Annotated in this window: 17 protein-coding genes; 12 read left to right on the top strand and 5 right to left on the bottom strand. The window is 62.7% G+C overall.

Annotated features, from left to right (window positions below; translation table 11 throughout):
- The first annotated feature begins 69 nt into the window (after positions 1-69).
- Positions 70-1,269 carry a succinyldiaminopimelate transaminase gene (dapC, locus tag J4E63_RS25780; protein WP_207283711.1) on the top strand — a complete coding sequence of 400 codons (1,200 nt, stop codon included), beginning with the start codon at positions 70-72 and terminating at the stop codon, positions 1,267-1,269.
- 250 nt (positions 1,270-1,519) lie between these two features.
- On the opposite strand, the gene J4E63_RS25775 is transcribed toward dapC, so the two are convergent.
- Positions 1,520-1,879, bottom strand: a complete 360-nt coding sequence (locus J4E63_RS25775) for a DUF6124 family protein (RefSeq protein WP_207283710.1) — start codon at positions 1,877-1,879, stop codon at positions 1,520-1,522.
- A 344-nt stretch (positions 1,880-2,223) separates the two neighbouring features.
- Positions 2,224-3,870 (bottom strand): Na+/H+ antiporter, encoded by a 1,647-nt coding sequence (locus tag J4E63_RS25770; RefSeq protein WP_207283709.1) that lies wholly within the window; start codon positions 3,868-3,870, stop codon positions 2,224-2,226.
- Between the two features lie 298 nt (positions 3,871-4,168).
- Here J4E63_RS25770 and J4E63_RS25765 point away from each other — a divergent pair, with 298 nt between their 5' ends.
- From J4E63_RS25765 to J4E63_RS25750, 4 genes are all read left to right on the top strand, one after another.
- A complete protein-coding gene (locus J4E63_RS25765) occupies positions 4,169-4,531 on the top strand; it encodes an ArsC family reductase (RefSeq protein ID WP_053119206.1) in 363 nt (120 codons plus the stop codon).
- Between the two features lie 32 nt (positions 4,532-4,563).
- A complete protein-coding gene (gene dapD, locus J4E63_RS25760) occupies positions 4,564-5,598 on the top strand; it encodes a 2,3,4,5-tetrahydropyridine-2,6-dicarboxylate N-succinyltransferase (protein WP_207283708.1) in 1,035 nt (344 codons plus the stop codon).
- 173 nt (positions 5,599-5,771) lie between these two features.
- Positions 5,772-6,977 (top strand): aminotransferase class V-fold PLP-dependent enzyme, encoded by a 1,206-nt coding sequence (locus J4E63_RS25755; protein WP_207283707.1) that lies wholly within the window; start codon positions 5,772-5,774, stop codon positions 6,975-6,977.
- Complete coding sequence (locus J4E63_RS25750; protein ID WP_207283706.1) at positions 6,974-7,378, top strand: SufE family protein; 405 nt, start codon at positions 6,974-6,976, stop codon at positions 7,376-7,378. The genes J4E63_RS25755 and J4E63_RS25750 overlap by 4 nt, the downstream gene beginning before the upstream one ends.
- 112 nt (positions 7,379-7,490) lie before the next feature.
- Here the strand turns inward: J4E63_RS25750 and tcdA are convergent, their stop codons facing one another.
- Positions 7,491-8,303: a tRNA cyclic N6-threonylcarbamoyladenosine(37) synthase TcdA gene (tcdA, locus tag J4E63_RS25745; protein ID WP_404943344.1), complete on the bottom strand. Its 813-nt coding sequence runs from the start codon at positions 8,301-8,303 to the stop codon at positions 7,491-7,493.
- A 285-nt stretch (positions 8,304-8,588) separates the two neighbouring features.
- Between tcdA and dapE the strand changes: the two genes are divergently transcribed.
- The 3 genes from dapE to J4E63_RS25730 all read left to right on the top strand — a co-directional run bounded on the left by dapE (position 8,589) and on the right by J4E63_RS25730 (position 11,011).
- Positions 8,589-9,740, top strand: a complete 1,152-nt coding sequence (gene dapE / locus J4E63_RS25740) for a succinyl-diaminopimelate desuccinylase (protein ID WP_092202223.1) — start codon at positions 8,589-8,591, stop codon at positions 9,738-9,740.
- On the top strand, positions 9,740-10,549 hold the full coding sequence (locus J4E63_RS25735; protein ID WP_207283704.1) for a putative RNA methyltransferase: 810 nt from the start codon (positions 9,740-9,742) through the stop codon (positions 10,547-10,549). The genes dapE and J4E63_RS25735 overlap by 1 nt, the downstream gene beginning before the upstream one ends.
- Positions 10,550-10,633: 84 nt before the next feature.
- Positions 10,634-11,011, top strand: coding sequence for a hypothetical protein (locus J4E63_RS25730; protein WP_116643089.1), 378 nt, complete (start codon positions 10,634-10,636; stop codon positions 11,009-11,011).
- 265 nt (positions 11,012-11,276) lie between these two features.
- On the opposite strand, the gene J4E63_RS25725 is transcribed toward J4E63_RS25730, so the two are convergent.
- A complete protein-coding gene (locus J4E63_RS25725; protein ID WP_003198198.1) occupies positions 11,277-11,486 on the bottom strand; it encodes a cold shock domain-containing protein in 210 nt (69 codons plus the stop codon).
- 234 nt (positions 11,487-11,720) lie between these two features.
- Here J4E63_RS25725 and plsB point away from each other — a divergent pair, with 234 nt between their 5' ends.
- The 4 genes from plsB to J4E63_RS25705 all read left to right on the top strand — a co-directional run bounded on the left by plsB (position 11,721) and on the right by J4E63_RS25705 (position 15,992).
- The gene (gene plsB / locus J4E63_RS25720) at positions 11,721-14,219 is read left to right on the top strand and encodes a glycerol-3-phosphate 1-O-acyltransferase PlsB (protein ID WP_207283703.1); all 2,499 of its coding nucleotides are present in this window, start codon (positions 11,721-11,723) and stop codon (positions 14,217-14,219) included.
- A gap of 187 nt (positions 14,220-14,406) precedes the next feature.
- The gene (locus J4E63_RS25715; protein ID WP_092165823.1) at positions 14,407-14,778 is read left to right on the top strand and encodes a hypothetical protein; all 372 of its coding nucleotides are present in this window, start codon (positions 14,407-14,409) and stop codon (positions 14,776-14,778) included.
- A gap of 95 nt (positions 14,779-14,873) precedes the next feature.
- A complete protein-coding gene (locus tag J4E63_RS25710; RefSeq protein ID WP_207283702.1) occupies positions 14,874-15,269 on the top strand; it encodes a YbaY family lipoprotein in 396 nt (131 codons plus the stop codon).
- 33 nt (positions 15,270-15,302) lie between these two features.
- Entirely contained in the window at positions 15,303-15,992 is a 690-nt protein-coding gene (locus J4E63_RS25705) for a DUF4197 domain-containing protein (protein ID WP_053118806.1), read from the top strand.
- Between the two features lie 136 nt (positions 15,993-16,128).
- Here J4E63_RS25705 and J4E63_RS25700 read toward each other — a convergent pair whose 3' ends face one another.
- Positions 16,129-19,194: an efflux RND transporter permease subunit gene (locus J4E63_RS25700; protein ID WP_207283701.1), complete on the bottom strand. Its 3,066-nt coding sequence runs from the start codon at positions 19,192-19,194 to the stop codon at positions 16,129-16,131.
- Positions 19,195-19,197: the final 3 nt, after the last annotated feature.

Genomic DNA, 19,197 nt, shown 5'->3' with positions numbered 1-19,197 from the left:
GCCTGACCCACCGCTATCGCGAGCAAGCTCGCTCCCACAAGGACCGCGCCCACATTGACGAGGCCCCCGATGAACAACGCTTTGAACCAGTTGCAGCCCTACCCGTTCGAAAAGCTCCGCGCCCTGCTCGGCAGCGTCACGCCCAACCCGGACAAACGCCCCATCGCGTTGTCCATCGGCGAACCCAAGCATCGCTCGCCCAGCTTCGTGGCTGAAGCCCTGGCCAGCAATCTGGAAAAAATGGCCGTGTACCCGACCACCCTCGGCATCCCGGAACTGCGTGAAGCAATCACCGGCTGGTGCGAGCGTCGCTTCAACGTGCCGAACGGCTGGCTGGACCCGGCGCGCCATGTGCTGCCAGTCAATGGCACTCGTGAAGCCTTGTTCGCCTTCACCCAGACCGTGGTCAACCGAGGCGACGACGCCCTGGTGGTCAGCCCGAACCCGTTCTACCAGATCTACGAAGGCGCGGCGTTCCTGGCGGGGGCCAAGCCGCACTACCTGCCGTGCCTGGACGCGAACGGCTTCAACCCGGATTTCGACGCCGTCTCGCCGGACATCTGGAAACGCTGCCAGATCCTGTTCCTGTGCTCCCCGGGCAACCCGACCGGCGCGTTGATCCCGGTAGACGTGCTGAAAAAACTCATCGCCTTGGCCGATGAGCATGACTTCGTGATCGCGGCGGACGAGTGCTACAGCGAACTGTACTTCGACGAACAGACCCCGCCGCCAGGGCTGCTCAGCGCCTGCGTCGAACTGGGTCGCAAGGATTTCAAGCGCTGCGTGGTGTTCCACAGCCTGTCCAAACGCTCCAACCTGCCCGGCCTGCGCTCCGGTTTCGTCGCTGGCGACGCGGACATCCTCAAGGGTTTCCTGCTGTACCGCACCTATCACGGCTGCGCGATGCCGGTTCAGACCCAACTGGCGAGCATCGCCGCGTGGAACGACGAAGTGCACGTACGGGCCAACCGCGCGCTGTACCGGGAGAAGTTCGACGCCGTGCTGGAAATCCTCAGCCCGGTGCTGGACGTGCAACGCCCCGACGGCAGCTTCTACCTGTGGCCGAACGTGGCCGGCGATGATGCAGCGTTCTGCCGTGACCTGTTCGAACATGAACACGTGACCGTGGTGCCGGGTTCCTACCTGTCCCGCGAAGTGGATGGCGTCAACCCGGGCGCCGGGCGCGTGCGCATGGCGCTGGTCGCGCCGTTGGCTGAATGCGTGGAAGCGGCGGAGCGGATCCGAGCGTTCATCCAGCGTCGGGGTTGATGGCTGTATCGGACTGAAGTGGACCGCTGTTGTGGCGAGGGAGCTTGCTCCCGCTGGGCTGCGCAGCGGCCCCAAGGCAGCCCACTCAATTTTCCTGACACATCGGGTTGTCAGGTTTTGGGGGCGCTTCGCGCCCCAGCGGGAGCAAGCTCCCTCGCCACAGGGGCTTGGTGTCGATTGGCATATTTGTGAACGACACAAATCCCCTGTGGGAGCGAGCTTGCTCGCGATAAGGCCGGCACTTACTGCATCAAGTCCGAAGCTCTACCCGATCCAACGCCTTGTTCGCCAGCAACGCCCCCAACTCAATCATCTGCGCCACTCCCAACGCCACATGCCGCCGCGAGCCGTCCAGGCCAAACGCCAGGTCGCTGAGCATCGCATTGGCCGAAGCCAGGGTTTCGCTGAGGTTGGCTAGCAAGGCTTCGGTATCAACGCTGTCCGACACGATGAACAACTGTACCGAAGGCTTGGGGTCTGACTCGCTGTCGTCAGGCTTGAGGTAATGATCCAGCGCACGATCAGCGGCTTCTTGCAGCTTTTCAGGGGCGTAGTCGCCGTAGGGGAAGGTGGAGGCAGGTTTGGGTGAGGTTTGAGATTCTTTGGTCATGAAACTGCTACCTAGAGCTGAAGTATTGGAAACCCTGCACTTAATAGCGCAGAAGCATGTGCTCCTAGGGAAAGTTCGGATTCTCACGTCCGGTCGCTGATTTGGCAGCGACACCCAAAGGCTAGAGCCCTCGCTTCCGACGGACAACCTTAAAAACTTGTCGGAAACTTCGGTGCGTCTGTCAGACCACCATCCCTGTGGCGAGGGAGCTTGCTCCCGCTGGGCTGCGCAGCGGCCCCAAAGCGGTCAACTCAATTTATCTGAAATACTGGGTTGTCAGGTTTTGGGGGCGCTTCGCACCCCAGCGGGAGCAAGCTCCCTCGCCACAATTAGCTTTGCGCAATCTATTTACCCAACCCCAAATTCGCCTCCGCCAGATCCAACTCCCCCAACACCTCACGCAGCACATCATCGCCAATCTGGTGATGACGGCTGAGGCGATACAACTCCAGCCGCTGCGCCCGAAAAGCCTTCAAGCGCAGCCGGCGCTCCAGCAGGTCCATCTCGAATGCCAGCGCCTGGGTTTCGGCGGAGTCGTTGAACACGTCGAGCTGATGACGATACTCGGACATCAACCGCGCCTTGACCTCGGTCGCCAACGCCGCCTGGGCTGCATCCGGCGTACTGCCCGCCTCGGTCGGTTCTTCCACTTCCAGCGCGCGGATCGCCGCTTCAGCGGTTTTGCGCCAGGCCTCGCGGACTTCATTGCGACGTTTGTCGTCGGGGCTTTTCTCGATGCCCCGCAGCAACAACGGCAAGGCGATACAAGCTGCGATCAACGACAGCAGAATCACCCCGGCGGCGATGAAGATCAGCAGGTCCCGCTCGGGAAACGCCTCGCCCGCGCTCAGTAGCAATGGCACCGACAGCACGCCCGCCAGTGTCACCGCGCCGCGCACGCCACCGAAAGTCAGCAACCAGCAAGAACGTGCGGTCGGCACCGGGGTCAGTTCGCCCTGGCCACGCCAGCGTCGCAACAGGCCGGACAGGCGCCAGATGCTTTGCACCCAGACAAACCGCAGCACCAACAACACCAGGAAAATCGCCAGCACATCCAGGCAACGGTAGAACAACGTCGGCCAGAGCGTGGTTTCGAGGCGGGTCACCGCCTTGATGATGTCCGGCAGTTGCAAGCCCAGCAGCAGGAAGATCAAGCCGTTGAAGGCGAATTCCAACAGCGACCAGACACTGCGATTGAGCAACCGCGTGCCGGTCTGGCGCGGCAGCAGGTCGAGCCAGCTCTGCATCATCCCCGCCGCCACCGCCGAGAGAATGCCCGAGGCGCCCAAGCGCTCAGCCAACACATAGGCGGCAAACGGCAGCAGCAACATGAACACCACATGGGTGGCCGGGTCGTCCCAACCCCGGGCAATCATCCACGCCCGCAGCCGGCCCAGCAGCCAACTCAGGGCCACACCGACCAGCAGGCCACCCACCGCCACCAACACGAACGTCAGGCTCGCGCTGGCCAGGGAAAACACCCCGGTGATGGCCGCCGCCAGGGCGAACTTGAACGTCACCAGGCCCGACGCATCGTTCATCAGCGCCTCGCCCTGGAGCATGTGCATCAACGGCGCAGGCAGACGGTCGCGGGCAATCGCCGACACCGCCACCGCGTCGGTCGGTGACAGCACCGCTGCCAGGGCAAAGGCCACCGGCAACGGGATACTTGGCAAGAGCCAATGAATGAAGTAGCCGGCGCCCACCACCGTGAACAACACCAGCCCCACCGCCAGGGTCAGGATCGGCCCGCGCAGGCGCCACAACTCGCGCTTGGGCATGCGCCAGCCGTCGGAGAACAGCAGCGGTGGCAGGAACAGAAACAGGAACAACTCAGGATCGAGGGCCACGTGCAGGCCCAGGGACGGCCAGGCCAGCACGGCACCGGCGCCGATCTGTACCAGGGGCAGCGGCAGCGGGATCAACCGTCCGATCAGGCGCGACACGCCTACCAGCATCAACAGGATCAGGACGGTATAAGCGCTTTGCATAACGGTTTCCACTGGCAGCGACACACATCCGGCAACAGCTTGCCGTTGAAGTGCCATATTAACCGCCTAGGATTAACTTGGCCGTTACACCTATGTCGCAGCCCACCTCCTGTGGGAGCGAGCTTGCTCGCGATAGCGGTGTAGCCAGTCGACATCAATGTTGGATGTAAGACCGCCATCGCGAGCAAGCTCGCTCCCACAGGTTTTGGTGTACATCAACCTGGGCCGTCGCGAAACTGTCCGGTCATGGCATAATCCTTCACCTTTTATTTCCAGCACCTGCAAAGGGGGCAGTTCCTTGACCGATTCAAGCAAAACGTTGCACCTTTTCGGCATCAAAGCCTGTGACACGATGAAAAAGGCGCGCACCTGGCTCGATGATCACGCTGTGCACTACGACTTTCACGACTACAAGACCGCCGGCATCGACCGTGAACACCTGACCCAATGGTGCAACGAGCATGGCTGGCAAGTGGTGTTGAACCGTGCCGGTACGACCTTTCGCAAACTCGACGACGAACGCAAAGCCGATCTCGACCAGACGAAAGCCATCGAACTGATGCTCGCCCAACCCTCGATGATCAAGCGCCCGGTGCTCGATCTCGGTGACCGAACCCTGATTGGCTTCAAGCCAGATATTTATGCGGCAGAGATCAAGTAAGCCTGCCCAGTCCATTTTGTAGAGGTAATTTCATGTCCACTACCCTGTTCAGCCTGGCCTTCGGCGTCGGCACTCAAAACCGTCAAGGCGCCTGGCTGGAAGTGTTCTACGCACAGCCGCTGCTCAACCCGTCGGCCGACATCGTCAAAGCCATCGCGCCGATCCTCGGCTACAGCGAAGGCAACCAGGCCATCACCTTCACCACCGCCCAGGCCTCGCAACTGGCTGAAGCCCTCAAGGGCGTCGATGCCGCACAAGCTGCCCTGCTGACCCGCCTGGCTGAAAGCCACAAGCCCCTGGTCGCCACCCTGCTGGCCGAAGATGCCCAACTGAGCTCCACCCCTGAGGCCTACCTCAAGCTGCACCTGCTGTCCCATCGCCTGGTCAAGCCCCACGGCCTGAACCTGGCCGGCATTTTCCCTCTGCTGCCGAACGTGGCCTGGACCAGCCAGGGCGCGATCGACCTGGCCGAACTGGCCGAGCACCAGCTCGAAGCCCGCCTGCGTGGCGAACTGCTGGAAGTGTTCTCGGTGGACAAGTTCCCGAAAATGACCGACTACGTGGTCCCGGCCGGCGTGCGCATCGCCGACGCCGCTCGGATTCGCCTGGGCGCCTATGTGGGCGAAGGCACCACGGTCATGCACGAAGGTTTCGTCAACTTCAACGCCGGCACCGAAGGCCCGGGCATGATCGAAGGCCGTGTCTCGGCGGGCGTGTTCGTCGGCAAGGGTTCGGACCTGGGCGGCGGTTGCTCGACCATGGGCACCCTGTCGGGTGGCGGCAACATCGTGATCAAGGTCGGCGAAGGCTGCCTGATCGGCGCCAACGCCGGCATCGGCATCCCGCTGGGCGATCGCAACACCGTGGAGTCGGGCCTGTACGTGACCGCCGGCACCAAAGTGGCGCTGCTGGACGAAAACAACCAATTGGTGAAAGTGGTCAAGGCCCGCGACCTGGCCGGCCAGCCCGACCTGTTGTTCCGCCGCAATTCCGAGACCGGTACGGTGGAATGCAAGACACATAAGTCGGCCATCGAGCTGAACGAAGCACTGCACGCCCACAACTAAGCTTCACACCACCACCTGTGGGGGCGAGCCTTTGTGGGAGCAGAGCTTGCTCGCGATGAACGATGACGCGGTCTTGCAGTTAAACCGTGTCGCGGCCATCGCGAGCAAGCTCGGCTCCCACAAAAAAGCCCGCTCCCACAGGGTCCGGCGTCATTCCAGCAGGGCCCGAAAGCATGTTGATCCAATCCCCCTGGCGTGCCGATTTCCCGGCCATCGCCGCCCTGCAACGGCAAGGCCAGACCTACCTGGACAGCGCCGCCACCACGCAAAAACCCCAAGCCCTATTGGATGCCCTGACGCATTACTACGCCAACGGCGCGGCCAACGTGCACCGGGCGCAACATTTGCCGGGCGCCCATGCCACCCAGGCGTTCGAGGACAGCCGCCTCAAGGCCTCGCAATGGCTCAATGCCGGAAACTGCGGGCAAGTGGTCTTCACCCACGGCGCCACTTCGGCGCTGAATCTGCTGGCCTACGGGCTGGAACATTTATTCAACCCGGGCGATGAGATCGTCATCAGCGCCCTGGAACACCACGCCAACCTGCTGCCGTGGCAGCAACTGGCCGAGCGCCGTTCGTTGACCCTGGTGGTGTTGCCACTGGATGCCGACGGCGTGATCGACCCTGGCGCCGCCGCCGAACTGATCGGTCCCCGTACGCGCTTGCTGGCGGTGAGCCAGTTATCCAACGTGCTGGGGGCCTGGCAGCCCGTGCCGGCGCTGCTGGCGCTGGCCAAGGCCCAAGGCGCACTGACGGTGATCGACGGCGCCCAAGGCGTGGTCCATGGCCGCCACGACGTGGAAGCGCTGGGCTGCGACTTTTACGTGTTTTCCAGCCACAAACTCTATGGCCCCGACGGGCTGGGCGTGCTGTTCGGCCGTACCGAAGCCCTTGGCAAGCTGCGCCATTGGCAGTTCGGCGGCGAAATGGTGCAACAGGCCGATTACCACAGCGCCACCTTCCGTCCGGCACCGCTGGGCTTCGAAGCCGGCACGCCGCCGATTGCCAGTGTGATCGGGTTGGGCGCGACCCTGGACTACCTGTCCGCCCTCGATCCGCAAGCGCTCATCGACCATGAGGCGGCACTGCACGACTACCTGCGCCATGGCCTGCAGGCCCGCAACGGTATTCGCCTGCTGGGCAACCCGCGCCTGGCCCTGGTCAGCTTCGTGGTCGAAGGCATCCACAACGCCGACCTGGCGCACCTGCTGACCGAGCAAGGCATTGCCGTGCGCGCCGGGCATCACTGCGCGATGCCGCTGTTCAAGCATTTGAAGCTGTCCGGGGCGATTCGCGTGTCGTTGGCGTTGTACAACGATTCCGCCGACATCGAACGGTTCTTCGAAGCCCTCGACCAAGCCTTGGAGATGTTGCGATGAACCTGCCAGCCGATGCCGCCACGGCGCTGCAGATCTTCCGGGACGCGTCAGGCTGGGAGCAACGGGCCCGGCTGCTGATGCAATGGGGCGAGCGTCTGCCGCCCCTGAGCGACGCGGACAAGTGCGAGGCCAACCTCGTCCACGGCTGTGAAAGCCAGGTGTGGTTGGTGGGTCGTTTGCACGACGGGCACTGGCAGTTTTGCGCCAGCAGCGATGCGCGGTTGATCCGTGGGTTGGTGGCGTTGCTGCTGGCGCGGGTCAACGGGCTGTCCGCCGAGGCATTGCAGCAGGTGGATCTGCCGGATTGGTTCAACCAACTGGGATTGTCGCGGCAGCTGTCGCCGTCGCGTAGCAATGGCTTGAATGCGGTGCTAAAGCGGATGTTTGAGTTGACTCAGTAACCGCAATCGCGAGCAAGCTCGCTCCCACAGGGGATTTGGTGTACGCAAATACTGCATTCAGCCCGATCCCATGTGGGAGCAAGCTTGCTCGCGATGAGGCCATCAGCCCCCCTCAAACCTGAGGCTTGGCCCTGTCAGCCGGTCGCCGCACACCCGCCACGATCTTATCCACAGCCTTGGTCGCCGCGACCATGCCAAACGTCGCCGTGACCATCATCACCGCACCAAACCCACCGGCGCAGTCGAGCTTGACGCCGTCGCCGACAAAACTCTTCTGCAAGCAAATACTGCCGTCCGGCTTCGGATAGCGCAGTTGCTCGGTGGAGAATACGCAGGGCACGCTGTAGTGGCGGGTCACGGTGCGGGAGAAACCGTAGTCGCGGCGCAAGGTGGAGCGCACCTTGGAGGCCAGTGGATCGTTGAACGTACGGTTGAGGTCGCAAACCTGGATCAGCGTCGGGTCGATCTGCCCGCCCGCGCCGCCGGTGGTGATGATCTGGATCTTGCGGCGCTTGCACCAGGCGATCAGCGCAGCCTTGGCGTTGACGCTGTCGATGCAGTCGATCACGCAGTCGATGTTCGGCGTGATGTACTCGGCCATGGTGTCGCGGGTGACGAAGTCCGCCACCGCGTGCACCGTGCAGTCGGGGTTGATCCCCCGCAGCCGCTCGGCCATCACTTCGACCTTGGGTTTGCCGACGGTGCTGTCCAGGGCGTGCAACTGGCGGTTGGCGTTGCTGACACAGACATCGTCCAGGTCGAACAGCGAGATCTCGCCCACGCCGCAACGGGCGATGGCTTCCGCCGCCCAGGAACCGACACCACCGACGCCGACGATCGCCACATGGGCCGCCCGCAGGCGTTCCAGGCCCTCAATGCCATACAAACGGGCGATGCCGGCAAACCGTGGATCTTCTGTACTCATGACCATTACCCCAAAAACCGGCGCGCATTATAGGGCTTTGTCTCGGCAATTTAAGCAAAACCTCTGTGGGAGCGAGCTTGCTCGCGATGGCGGTGTATCAGTCGACATCGATGCTGGCTGATCCAGCACCATCGCGAGCAAGCTCGCTCCCACAAGTTTTGTGTCACACACCGTCGGCATACTTGGGCCAATAGTGGTCGTTTTGCTATAAGATAACCGCCATTTTGCGCGAGCCAGCCCGCGCCTGCACAAGCCTTGCGTTCACACTATATTCCCGGAGTTTCCATGACGGCCCACGCCGACCTCTCGCCGACCCTGCAACTCGCCTGCGACCTGATCCGCCGTCCGTCCGTGACACCGGTGGATGCCGATTGCCAGAAACTGATGATGCAGCGCCTGGGCAACGCGGGCTTCACGCTCGAGCCGATGCGCATCGAGGATGTGGATAACTTCTGGGCCAGCCATGGCAAGCATGACGGCCCGGTGCTGTGTTTCGCCGGGCACACCGATGTGGTGCCGACCGGTCCGGTAAAGGCCTGGCAGCTCGACCCGTTCGATGCGGTCATCGACGAACAGGGCATGCTCTGCGGCCGTGGCGCGGCGGACATGAAAGGCAGCCTGGCGGCGATGGTCGTGGCGGCCGAACGGTTCGTCGCCGACTACCCGGACCACAAGGGCTCGCTGACCTTCCTGATCACCAGCGATGAAGAAGGCCCGGCCCACCACGGCACCAAAGCCGTGGTCGAACGCCTCAAGGCCCGTCAGGAACGACTGGACTGGTGCATCGTCGGCGAGCCGTCGAGCACCACCTTGGTGGGCGATGTGGTCAAGAACGGCCGGCGCGGCTCCCTCGGAGCGAAGCTGACCGTGCGCGGCAAGCAAGGCCACGTGGCTTATCCACACCTGGCGAAGAACCCGATCCACCTGGCCGCGCCCGCCTTGGCCGAATTGGCCGCCGAGCATTGGGACCACGGCAACGACTTTTTCCCGCCGACCAGTTTCCAGATCTCCAACCTCAATTCCGGCACCGGCGCGACCAACGTGATCCCCGGTGACCTGGAAGCGGTCTTCAACTTCCGCTTCTCCACCGAGTCCACCGTCGAAGGCCTGCAACAGCGCGTCGCCGACATCCTCGACAAGCATCAATTGGACTGGCACATCGACTGGGCCTTGTCCGGCCTGCCGTTCCTCACCGAACCGGGCGCGCTGCTCGATGCGGTGTCGTCGAGCATCCGGGATGTCACCGGGCGCGAGACCCAGGCGTCCACCAGCGGCGGCACGTCCGACGGTCGCTTCATCGCCACCATGGGCACGCAAGTCGTGGAACTCGGGCCGGTCAACGCGACCATCCACCAGGTCAACGAGCGTGTGCTGGCCGCCGATCTCGACGTGCTGACCGAGATCTACTACAAGACGCTGATCAAGTTGCTCGCCTGATGCTCGCCTGCCCGATCTGCAGTGAACCGCTGAACGCGGTGGACAACGGCGTGGTGTGCCCCGCCGGTCACCGCTTCGACCGCGCGCGGCAGGGTTACCTGAACCTGCTGCCGGTGCAGCACAAGAACAGCCGCGACCCCGGTGACAACCAGGCGATGGTCGAAGCCCGCCGCGACTTTCTCAACGCCGGGCACTACGCCCCGGTCGCCCGGCGCCTGGCGGAACTGGCCGCCGAGCGCGCGCCCGGGCGCTGGCTGGACATCGGCTGCGGCGAGGGTTACTACACCGCGCAGATCGCCGAGGCGTTGCCCCATGCCGATGGCTATGCCCTGGACATTTCCCGCGAGGCGGTCAAGCGCGCCTGCAAACGCAACCCACAACTGACCTGGTTGATCGCCAGCATGGCCCGAGTGCCGTTGGCGGACGGTTGCTGCCAGTTCCTGGCCAGCGTGTTCAGCCCGCTGGACTGGCAAGAGGCCAAGCGCCTGCTCAGCCCCGGCGGCGGCCTGATGAAGGTCGGCCCCACCGCCGGCCACCTGATGGAGTTGCGCGAGCGCCTGTACGACGAAGTGCGCGCCTACACCGACGACAAGCACCTGGCCCTGGTGCCGTCGGGCATGGTGCTGGATCACAGCGAAACCCTCGAATTCAAGCTGACCCTCGACAATGGCCAGGATCGCGCCAACCTGCTGGCCATGACGCCCCACGGTTGGCGCGCCAGCGCCGAACGCCGCGCCAGCGTGATCGAGCAGGCCGAGCCATTCGAGGTCACGGTGTCGATGCGCTACGATTATTTCGTTCTTCAATAACCTTTTTGATTCCGGGCCCCGGGCAACCGTTCGGGGCCAGTTAAATCCGCGAATGGATTTTTCAAGACCGCAGCGAGGACATCCATGCGCCAACCCGATATCGAGATTTACCTCAAAGACGCCGACGTCGACCACAAGGCCATCGCCGCCTGGCTCGGCCAGGCCCTGGGCCCGTGCAGTGACTGGGTACAGAAAGGCCAGACCTACAAGTGCAAGGCCGGCAGCATCCCCGTGACCTGGCTGCCCAAGGCCGTGGGCAAATGGAACAGCCTGTACCTGGAAAGCGACCAGACCCCGTGGGAAGACGACATCGCCTGCGCCCGCGCCGCCTTCGCCGCACTGAACGTCGAAGTGCGCTGCGCGCCTGGGTCATGGGTGGAGGAAGAAGGGGAAGAATCGGCGGACCGCTGGATTCGCATCAGCGTTGATGGGGAAGAAGAGATTACCTGGAAGACGGCGTGACGCGAAGAACCAATGGGGGAGCGAGCTAACTCGCGATAGCGGTCTGCCTGAGACGATGATGTTGAATGTACCGCCGTCATCGCGAGCAAGCTCGCTCCCACAGGGGATGTGTGGCGGGCACGAAATATGTGAACACCCATTCAAAACTGTGGGAGCGAGCTTGCTCGCGATAGCGGTAGATCAGCCAGATTAGAAGTGACTGACACGTCGCTATCGCGAGCAAGCTCGCTCCCACAATGGATTTTGTGTAGCCAGTGAATGCGGCTTACAACCCCACCACATCCTCAGCCTGCAAGCCCTTCTGCCCTTCCACGACCGCGTACTCGACCTGCTGGCCTTCGGTCAGGGAACGGTGGCCTTCGCCGCGGATGGCGCGGTAATGCACGAACACATCCGCCCCGCCTTCACGTTGGATGAAGCCGTAACCCTTGGCGTCGTTGAACCACTTCACACTGCCGGTTTCCCGTGCTGCCATGATGCTCACTCCCATTTTTATCTTATAAGTCGACTTTTCGATGGAAAGCCGTACGAACTTTCACCGCCGTCTGGCCGTCCATGGGAGGCCGGGGCGGTAACCTGCCGAGTATATGACACACGGAAAAACTCTCAACTGACTTTACTTCGGCGCTTTTTTGCCGATTTTCGATGAATCCGGCACACTAGCGGGCCCGAGCAGCCGCTCGGTTTTATCCACTCATGCAGAAGCCGTATGACCCGCTCCCCGTTCCGTCGTCTTGTGTTTGGCACCCTGCGCCGATTGTTGTACCTCTGGGTTCGCTCCGAGACCATCAACCAGTCGTCCTTTACCCTCAACCTCGACCGCAGTCGTCCGGTGTTCTACGTCCTGCAAGACCCTTCGCTCACCGACCTGGCGGTGCTCGACACCGAATGCACCAAGGCCGGCCTGCCCCGTCCGGTGCTGCCGGTCTCGGTGGGTAACCTGCTGGAACCGGCGGCGTTTTTCTACCTGACGCCGGCTCCGGACTGGATCGGGCGCCAGGACAAGCGCGGTGCGCCACCCACCCTGACGCGGCTGGTCGACGCCCTGACCCACAATGCCGCCGAAGACGCCCAGATCATCCCGGTCAGCGTGTTCTGGGGCCAGTCGCCCGACAGCGAATCCAGCCCCTGGAAGCTGTTGTTCGCCGACAGCTGGGCCGTCACCGGGCGCTTGCGCCGCCTGTTGAGCATCATGATCCTGGGGCGCAAGACCCGCGTGCAATTCTCCGCGCCGATCCACCTGCGCGAACTGATCGAACACGACAAGGGCCACGAACGCACCGTGCGCATGGCCCAGCGGATCCTGCGGGTGCACTTTCGCAACTTGAAAGCGGCGGTCATCGGCCCCGACATCTCCCACCGACGCAACCTGGTCAAGGGTCTGTTGAACCAGCCGCTGGTCAAGCAGGCGATTGCCGAGGAAGCCGAACGGGAAAAGATCTCCCCGGAAAAAGCCAAGGCCCAGGCCCTGCGCTACGGCAACGAGATCGCCTCGGACTACACCTACACCGCGATCCGTTTCCTGGAAGTGGTGCTGAGCTGGTTCTGGAACAAGATCTACGACGGCATCAAGGTCAACCACATCGAAGGCGTGCAGAACGTCGCCCAGGGCCACGAAGTCATCTATGTGCCGTGCCACCGCAGCCACATCGACTACCTGCTGCTGTCGTACCTGCTGTTTCGCAATGGCCTGACGCCACCGCACATCGCCGCCGGCATCAACCTCAACATGCCGGTGATCGGCGGCCTGCTGCGCCGAGGCGGGGCGTTCTTCATGCGCCGCACCTTCAAGGGCAACCCGCTCTACACCGCGGTGTTCAACGAATACCTGCACACGCTGTTCACCAAAGGCTTTCCGGTGGAGTATTTCGTCGAGGGCGGTCGCTCGCGCACCGGGCGCATGCTGCAACCCAAGACCGGCATGCTCGCCATCACCCTGCGCAGCTTCCTGCGCTCCTCACGCATGCCCATCGTGTTCGTGCCGGTCTACATCGGTTATGAGCGGGTGCTGGAAGGCCGCACCTACCTGGGCGAACTGCGCGGGGCCAGCAAGAAGAAAGAATCGATCTTCGACATCTTCAAGGTCATCGGCGCCCTCAAGCAGCGCTTCGGCCAGGTGGCGGTGAACTTCGGCGAACCGATCAAGCTGGCGGAATTTCTCGACGGCGAACAACCCGGCTGGCGCCAACAGGAACTGGGCCCGCAATTCAAGCCGGCCTGGCTCAACGCAACCACTCACCGCCTCGGCGAGCGCGTGGCCCGGCACCTGAACGAAGCCGCGGCCATCAACCCGGTCAACCTTGTCGCCCTGGCGCTGCTGTCCACCAGCCGCCTGGCCCTGGACGACCGCGCCATGGCGCGGGTGCTCGACCTGTACCTGGCGTTGCTGCGCAAAGTCCCGTACTCGCCCCACACCACCCTGCCCGAAGGCGACGGCCAAGCGCTGATCGAGCACGTGAAGGGCATGGACCTGCTGTCGGAACAGAGCGATGCCCTGGGCAAGATTCTGTACCTGGACGAGCAGAACGCGGTGCTGATGACCTACTACCGCAACAACGTGCTGCACATCTTCGCCCTGCCGGCGTTGCTGGCGAGCTTCTTCCAGAGCAGCTCGCGCATGAGCCGCGAACAGATCCTGCGCTACACCCATGCGCTGTACCCGTACCTGCAATCGGAGTTGTTCATTCGCTGGTCGCTGGAAGAACTGGACGGCGTGGTCGACCAATGGCTCGAGGCGTTTGTCGAACAGGGCCTGCTGCGTTTCGAAAACGACCTGTACCTGCGTCCGGCGCCGAGTTCACGGCACTTCGTGCTGCTGACCCTACTGTCCAAAAGCATTGCCCAGACCTTGCAGCGCTTCTACATGACCGTCTCGCTGCTGCTCAACAGTGGTCAGAACAGCGTCAGCGCCGAAGAGCTGGAAGACCTCTGTACCGTCATGGCCCAGCGCCTGTCGATCCTGCATGGTCTGAACGCACCGGAATTCTTCGACAAGAGCCTGTTCCGCCACTTCATCCAGACGATGCTGGACCTCGATGTGCTGCGCCGCGACGAGGCCGGCAAACTCAGCTACCACAAATTACTGGGCGAACTGGCCGAAGGCGCGGCCAAGCGGGTGCTGCCGGCGGAGATTCGCCTGTCGATTCGCCAGGTGGCGTTGCATCGCAGTGAAGATGCGGCGGAGATCGCCGTCAGCCCCGACCTTTGACATTTGCCGATCACTCACCTTGAGCATGGAACGGTTCTGGTGAGTGCTTCGGTCAATCGACAGGCGTACTCCGACGCTACGCAGCGGCCAAGGCGACGTCAAACGAAGAAAAGGCCTACAGAGAACTTTGGAGCAGGCCTCTAGGATGAGCCCACGTCAATGTCGACGTATTGAAAAGGAATTCAACATGAACATCATCACCCTCACCCTGCAACTGCCCGCAGGCTACGAACTCCCGGAAGCCGGCCGTGCCGAAATCAGTGTTCGAAATGCCGACGGTGTGCAGATCAGCACCAGTGGCGGCCAGGGCTCCAACATGGCGCCAAGGGAGCCGCTCCAGCAGCCGTGGCAATATCGCTTCCAGATCAACTCCGAGAGGGCGTCCGTCGGCGAGAAGCTCTCGGTAAAGGTGCAAATGTACCAAGGTGGTACCGCTCTTTTCCTTGATACCGAACAGGCCTTCACCTGGGATGGCGGCGATCAACACGTTGACATCCCCCTGAGCCTGGCGCCAGCATCGCTGGCTGAAACTGTTCAAGCGCCCGTGTTCGGTTCCTGAGCCGCGACGTTACGCAGGGATGCTTGGACGCAAATCCGCTAAATGCTCGTTGACGCCCATGTGTGGCTGGCGTCAACGAGCCAGGTGCTTCCCCCATGAAAAGACTCGCTCTGCTTGCATCCATGGCCATGCTGGCCGCTTGCCAATCGACAACACCATCCTCCGCGTCCCTCGACGGCGAAGTCTTCTATCTGCAACGCATCGCCCTGCCGCCCAACGCTACCTTGAGCGTTAGCCTGCAGGACGTTTCCCTGGCCGCCGCTCCTGCGGTGGTGCTCGATGAACAGAGCGGCCCGATCAAAGGCCAGGTCCCGCTGCCGTTCCACCTCAGTTATGATCCCGCCCAGGTCAAGCCCGGCCATCGTTATGCCGTGAGCGCCCGCATCGAAGTGGATGGCCAGTTGATGTTCATCACCACCGAACAACACGCCGTGCAACTCGATGGCAAGGATCCGCAGCCGTTGAAGATCCGCGTCAACGCCGCACGCTGATTGCTTTTTCCAACTTTTTTCAAGGATGCCATCATGCTCCGCTCTACCCTCCGTTTCACCGGCCTGTGCGCGGGCCTGTTGATCTGCGCCAATGCCATGGCCCTGTCCCTGGGCGACCTGTCGCAACAAGATGCCACGGGCGGCCTCAAGGACGCCTTGACCCAAGGCGCACAGGTGGCGGTCAAGCAACTGGGCACACCCGGCGGCTTCAGCAACAACCCGGATGTGAAAATCGAACTGCCAGGCAAGCTGGGCAAAGTCGCCAGCAAGATGAAGGCCTTCGGCATGGGTGAGCAGGTCGATCAACTGGAAACCAGCATGAACCAGGCTGCCGAGGCCGCCGTGGTCCAGGCTCAACCGATCCTGGTCAATGCCGTGAAGAACATGAGCGTGAGCGATGCCAAGGGCATCTTGAGCGGCGGCAACGACTCCGCCACGCAATACCTGAACAAGAGCAGCCGCGAGCAGATCCGCGCCAAGTTCCTGCCCATCGTCAAGCAAGCCACCGACAAGGTCGGCCTGGCCCAGAAATACAATGCCTTCGCCGGCCAGGCCGCGACGTTCGGCGTGCTGGATGCCAAGAGCGCCAACATCGAGAACTACGTGACCGAACAGGCGCTGGATGGGTTGTTCGAGATGATCGGCAAGCAGGAAGCCACCATTCGCCAGAACCCGGCGGCTGCGGCGACCAGTTTGGCGAAGAAAGTCTTCGGCACCCTCTGAGCCCCAACCCAAAACAACTGTGGGAGCGAGCTTGCTCGCGATAGCGGTATCAGCTTCAACATCTTTGTTGGCTGTTGCACCGCTATCGCGAGCAAGCTCGCTCCCACATTGGATCTGCGCTGGTCGCTGGATCGGTTCAGGTTTTCTTGACCCTGAACCACGCCGCATACAACGCCGGCAGGAACAACAGCGTCAACGCCGTGGCCACGATCAAGCCGCCCATGATCGCCACCGCCATCGGCCCGAAGAACAGGCTGCGTGACAGTGGGATCATCGCCAGCACCGCGGCCAGTGCGGTGAGCACAATCGGGCGGAAGCGGCGCACCGTGGCTTCGATGATCGCCTGCCAGGGCGCCAGGCCAGCCTTGATGTCCTGTTCGATCTGGTCCACCAGGATCACCGAGTTACGCATGATCATCCCCGACAGCGCGATAGTGCCGAGCATGGCGACGAAGCCGAACGGCTGGCGGAACACCAACAGGAACAGCGTGACGCCGATCAACCCCAGGGGTGCGGTGAGAAACACCATGGCCGTGCGGGAGAAACTGCGCAGTTGCAGCATCAGCAACGTCAGCACCACCACGATGAACAACGGCACACCGGCATTCACCGATTTCTGGCCGCGGGCCGAATCCTCTACCGTACCGCCCACCTCCAACAGGTAACCGTCCGGCAGTTCGGCACGAATCGGCTCCAGGGTCGGGAAGATCTGCTGGACCAGGGTCGCCGGTTGTTCCTTGCCGTAGATATCGGCCCGCACGGTCACGCTCGGCAGGCGATTGCGGTGCCAGATCACGCCCTCTTCGAAGCCGTATTCCAGGGTCGCGATCTGCGACAGGGCCACGCTCTGGCCGTTGTCGGTTGGTACCGCCAGGCTCGGCAGCAACGACAGCTCGGTGCGTTCATGCACCGTACCGCGCAGCAGGATTTCGATCAGTTCGTTGTCTTCCCGGTACTGGCTGACACTGGAGCCGGTGAGGGAGCTGCGCAGGAAACTCGCCAGGTCGGTGGTGCTGACACCCAGGGCCCGGGCGCGGTCCTGGTCGACGTTCAGGTACACCACCTTGCTCGGTTCTTCCCAATCCAGGTGCACATTGACCACGTAGGGGTTTTCGCGAACTTTCGTCGCCACTTTCCGCGCCAGGGCCCGGACTTCTTCGATGTGCTCACCCGTGACGCGAAACTGCACCGGATAGCCGACCGGCGGGCCGTTTTCCAGGCGCGTGACCCGCGAACGCAGGGTCGGGAATTGTTCGTTCAGGGTGGTGATCAACCAACTGCGCAACGGCTCGCGGTCTTCGATGGTCTTGGCCAGCACCACGAACTGGGCAAAGCTGGAAGCCGGCAGTTGTTGATCCAGCGGTAGATAGAAACGCGGTGAACCGGTACCGACGTAGGCCACGTAGTTGTCGATGCCGGCATGGTCCTTGAGCAGCGCCTCCAGGCGCTTGACCTGCTCGGCGGTATTGCTCAGGGAGGCACCTTCCTGCAGCTTTAAGTCGACCATCAGCTCCAGCCGCCCCGATGCCGGGAAGAACTGCTGCGGCACGAACCGGAACAACACCACCGAGCCGACGAACAACAGCACGGTCAGCAGGATGACGGTTTTGCGCCGACGCACGCACCATTCCACCATCCGCCGGACACGCTGATAAAACGGCGTGCCATAAGGGTCGGTCTGGCCGTCAGTCGTGCCATGTTTGGCCGCATGAATTTTCGCCAGGTCTGGCAGGAGCCTTTCCCCCAGGTACGGCACGAACACCACGGCGGCCACCCAGGACGCCAGCAACGCCAGGGTCACCACCTGGAAAATCGAACGGGTGTATTCGCCAGTGCCCGATTGCGCGGTGGCGATCGGCAGGAAGCCCGCCGCCGTGATCAACGTACCGGTGAGCATCGGGAATGCGGTGCTGGTCCAGGCGAAGCTGGCGGCTTTGATCCGGTCGAAGCCCTGCTCCATCTTGATCGCCATCATCTCCACCGCAATGATCGCGTCGTCCACCAGCAGCCCCAGGGCCAATACCAGCGCGCCGAGGGAAATCTTGTGCAGGCCGATCCCCAGGTAGTACATGGCGGCGAACGTCATCGCCAGCACCAGCGGAATCGCCAGGGCCACCACCATCCCGGTGCGCAGCCCCAGGGAGAAGAAGCTCACCAGCAACACAATCGTCAGCGCTTCCACCAGCACTTGGACGAACTCACCGACCCCGGTCTTCACCGCCGCCGGCTGGTCCGAAACCTTGCGCAATTGCATGCCGGCCGGCAGGGTGTTCTGGATACGGGCGAAGTCGGCTTCAAGGGCCTTGCCCAGAATCAGGATATCCCCGCCTTCCTTCATCGCCACGGCCAGGCCGATGGCGTCCTCGCCCATGAAGCGCATGCGTGGCGCTGGCGGGTCGTTGAAACCACGGCGCACGTCCGCCAGGTCGCTGATGCGGAACGTACGATCGCCGACCCGGATCGGGAAGTTGCGGATCTCTTCCACCGTCTGGAAGTTCCCCGAAACCCGCAGCTGCAAGCGCTCGCTGCCAGTCTCGAAGAAGCCCGCAGTGGAAACCGTGTTCTGCTCTTCAAGGGCCTGCTGGACTGCGGCCAAGGGCAGGCCGAGGGTCGCCAACTTCACGTTCGACAACTCGATCCAGATCTTCTCGTCCTGCAAGCCGAGCAGCTCGACCTTGCCCACGTCCTTGACCCGCTGCAGCTGGAGCTGGATGCGATCGGCGTAGTCCTTGAGCACGGCGTAGTCGAAGCCGTCGCCGGTCAGTGCGTAGATATTGCCGAAGGTGGTCCCGAACTCGTCGTTGAAGAACGGCCCCTGGCTACCCGGTGGCAAGGTGTGGCGGATGTCGCCGACCTTCTTGCGCAACTGGTACCACAGCTCGGGGATCTGCGCCGAATGCAGGGAGTCGCGGGCCATGAAGGTCACCTGGGATTCCCCTGGCCGGGAGAACGAGACGATCCTTTCGTAGTCGCCGGTTTCCATCAGCTTCTTTTCGATGCGCTCAGTGACTTGCCGCGAAACTTCCTCGGCCGTGGCGCCTGGCCAGTTGGTGCGGATGACCATGGCCTTGAAGGTGAACGGCGGGTCTTCGCTCTGACCGAGCTTGGTGTAGGAAAGCGCGCCGACGATGGCCAGCAACAGCATCAGGAACAGTACGATCTGGCGGTTACGCAGCGCCCATTCGGAAAGATTGAAACCCATCGC

This window comes from Pseudomonas sp. FW300-N2F2 (genome assembly GCF_017351655.1).
GTDB classification, from domain to species: domain Bacteria; phylum Pseudomonadota; class Gammaproteobacteria; order Pseudomonadales; family Pseudomonadaceae; genus Aquipseudomonas; species Aquipseudomonas fluorescens_AA.
The sequence above is the reverse complement of the archived record's forward strand: the minus strand, read 5'-3'. Positions and strand labels throughout refer to the sequence as shown.

Excerpts from the sequence above, each read along its gene's own strand:
- dapC (WP_207283711.1), top strand. The coding sequence starts at position 70 with ATGAACAACGCTTTGAACCAGTTGCAGCCCTACCCGTTCGAAAAGCTC.
- J4E63_RS25775 (WP_207283710.1), bottom strand. The coding sequence starts at position 1,879 with ATGACCAAAGAATCTCAAACCTCACCCAAACCTGCCTCCACCTTCCCC.
- J4E63_RS25770 (WP_207283709.1), bottom strand. The coding sequence starts at position 3,870 with ATGCAAAGCGCTTATACCGTCCTGATCCTGTTGATGCTGGTAGGCGTG.
- dapD (WP_207283708.1), top strand. The coding sequence starts at position 4,564 with ATGTCCACTACCCTGTTCAGCCTGGCCTTCGGCGTCGGCACTCAAAAC.
- J4E63_RS25755 (WP_207283707.1), top strand. The coding sequence starts at position 5,772 with ATGTTGATCCAATCCCCCTGGCGTGCCGATTTCCCGGCCATCGCCGCC.
- J4E63_RS25750 (WP_207283706.1), top strand. The coding sequence starts at position 6,974 with ATGAACCTGCCAGCCGATGCCGCCACGGCGCTGCAGATCTTCCGGGAC.
- tcdA (WP_404943344.1), bottom strand. The coding sequence starts at position 8,303 with ATGAGTACAGAAGATCCACGGTTTGCCGGCATCGCCCGTTTGTATGGC.
- dapE (WP_092202223.1), top strand. The coding sequence starts at position 8,589 with ATGACGGCCCACGCCGACCTCTCGCCGACCCTGCAACTCGCCTGCGAC.
- J4E63_RS25735 (WP_207283704.1), top strand. The coding sequence starts at position 9,740 with ATGCTCGCCTGCCCGATCTGCAGTGAACCGCTGAACGCGGTGGACAAC.
- J4E63_RS25730 (WP_116643089.1), top strand. The coding sequence starts at position 10,634 with ATGCGCCAACCCGATATCGAGATTTACCTCAAAGACGCCGACGTCGAC.
- J4E63_RS25725 (WP_003198198.1), bottom strand. The coding sequence starts at position 11,486 with ATGGCAGCACGGGAAACCGGCAGTGTGAAGTGGTTCAACGACGCCAAG.
- plsB (WP_207283703.1), top strand. The coding sequence starts at position 11,721 with ATGACCCGCTCCCCGTTCCGTCGTCTTGTGTTTGGCACCCTGCGCCGA.
- J4E63_RS25715 (WP_092165823.1), top strand. The coding sequence starts at position 14,407 with ATGAACATCATCACCCTCACCCTGCAACTGCCCGCAGGCTACGAACTC.
- J4E63_RS25710 (WP_207283702.1), top strand. The coding sequence starts at position 14,874 with ATGAAAAGACTCGCTCTGCTTGCATCCATGGCCATGCTGGCCGCTTGC.
- J4E63_RS25705 (WP_053118806.1), top strand. The coding sequence starts at position 15,303 with ATGCTCCGCTCTACCCTCCGTTTCACCGGCCTGTGCGCGGGCCTGTTG.
- J4E63_RS25700 (WP_207283701.1), bottom strand. The coding sequence starts at position 19,194 with ATGGGTTTCAATCTTTCCGAATGGGCGCTGCGTAACCGCCAGATCGTA.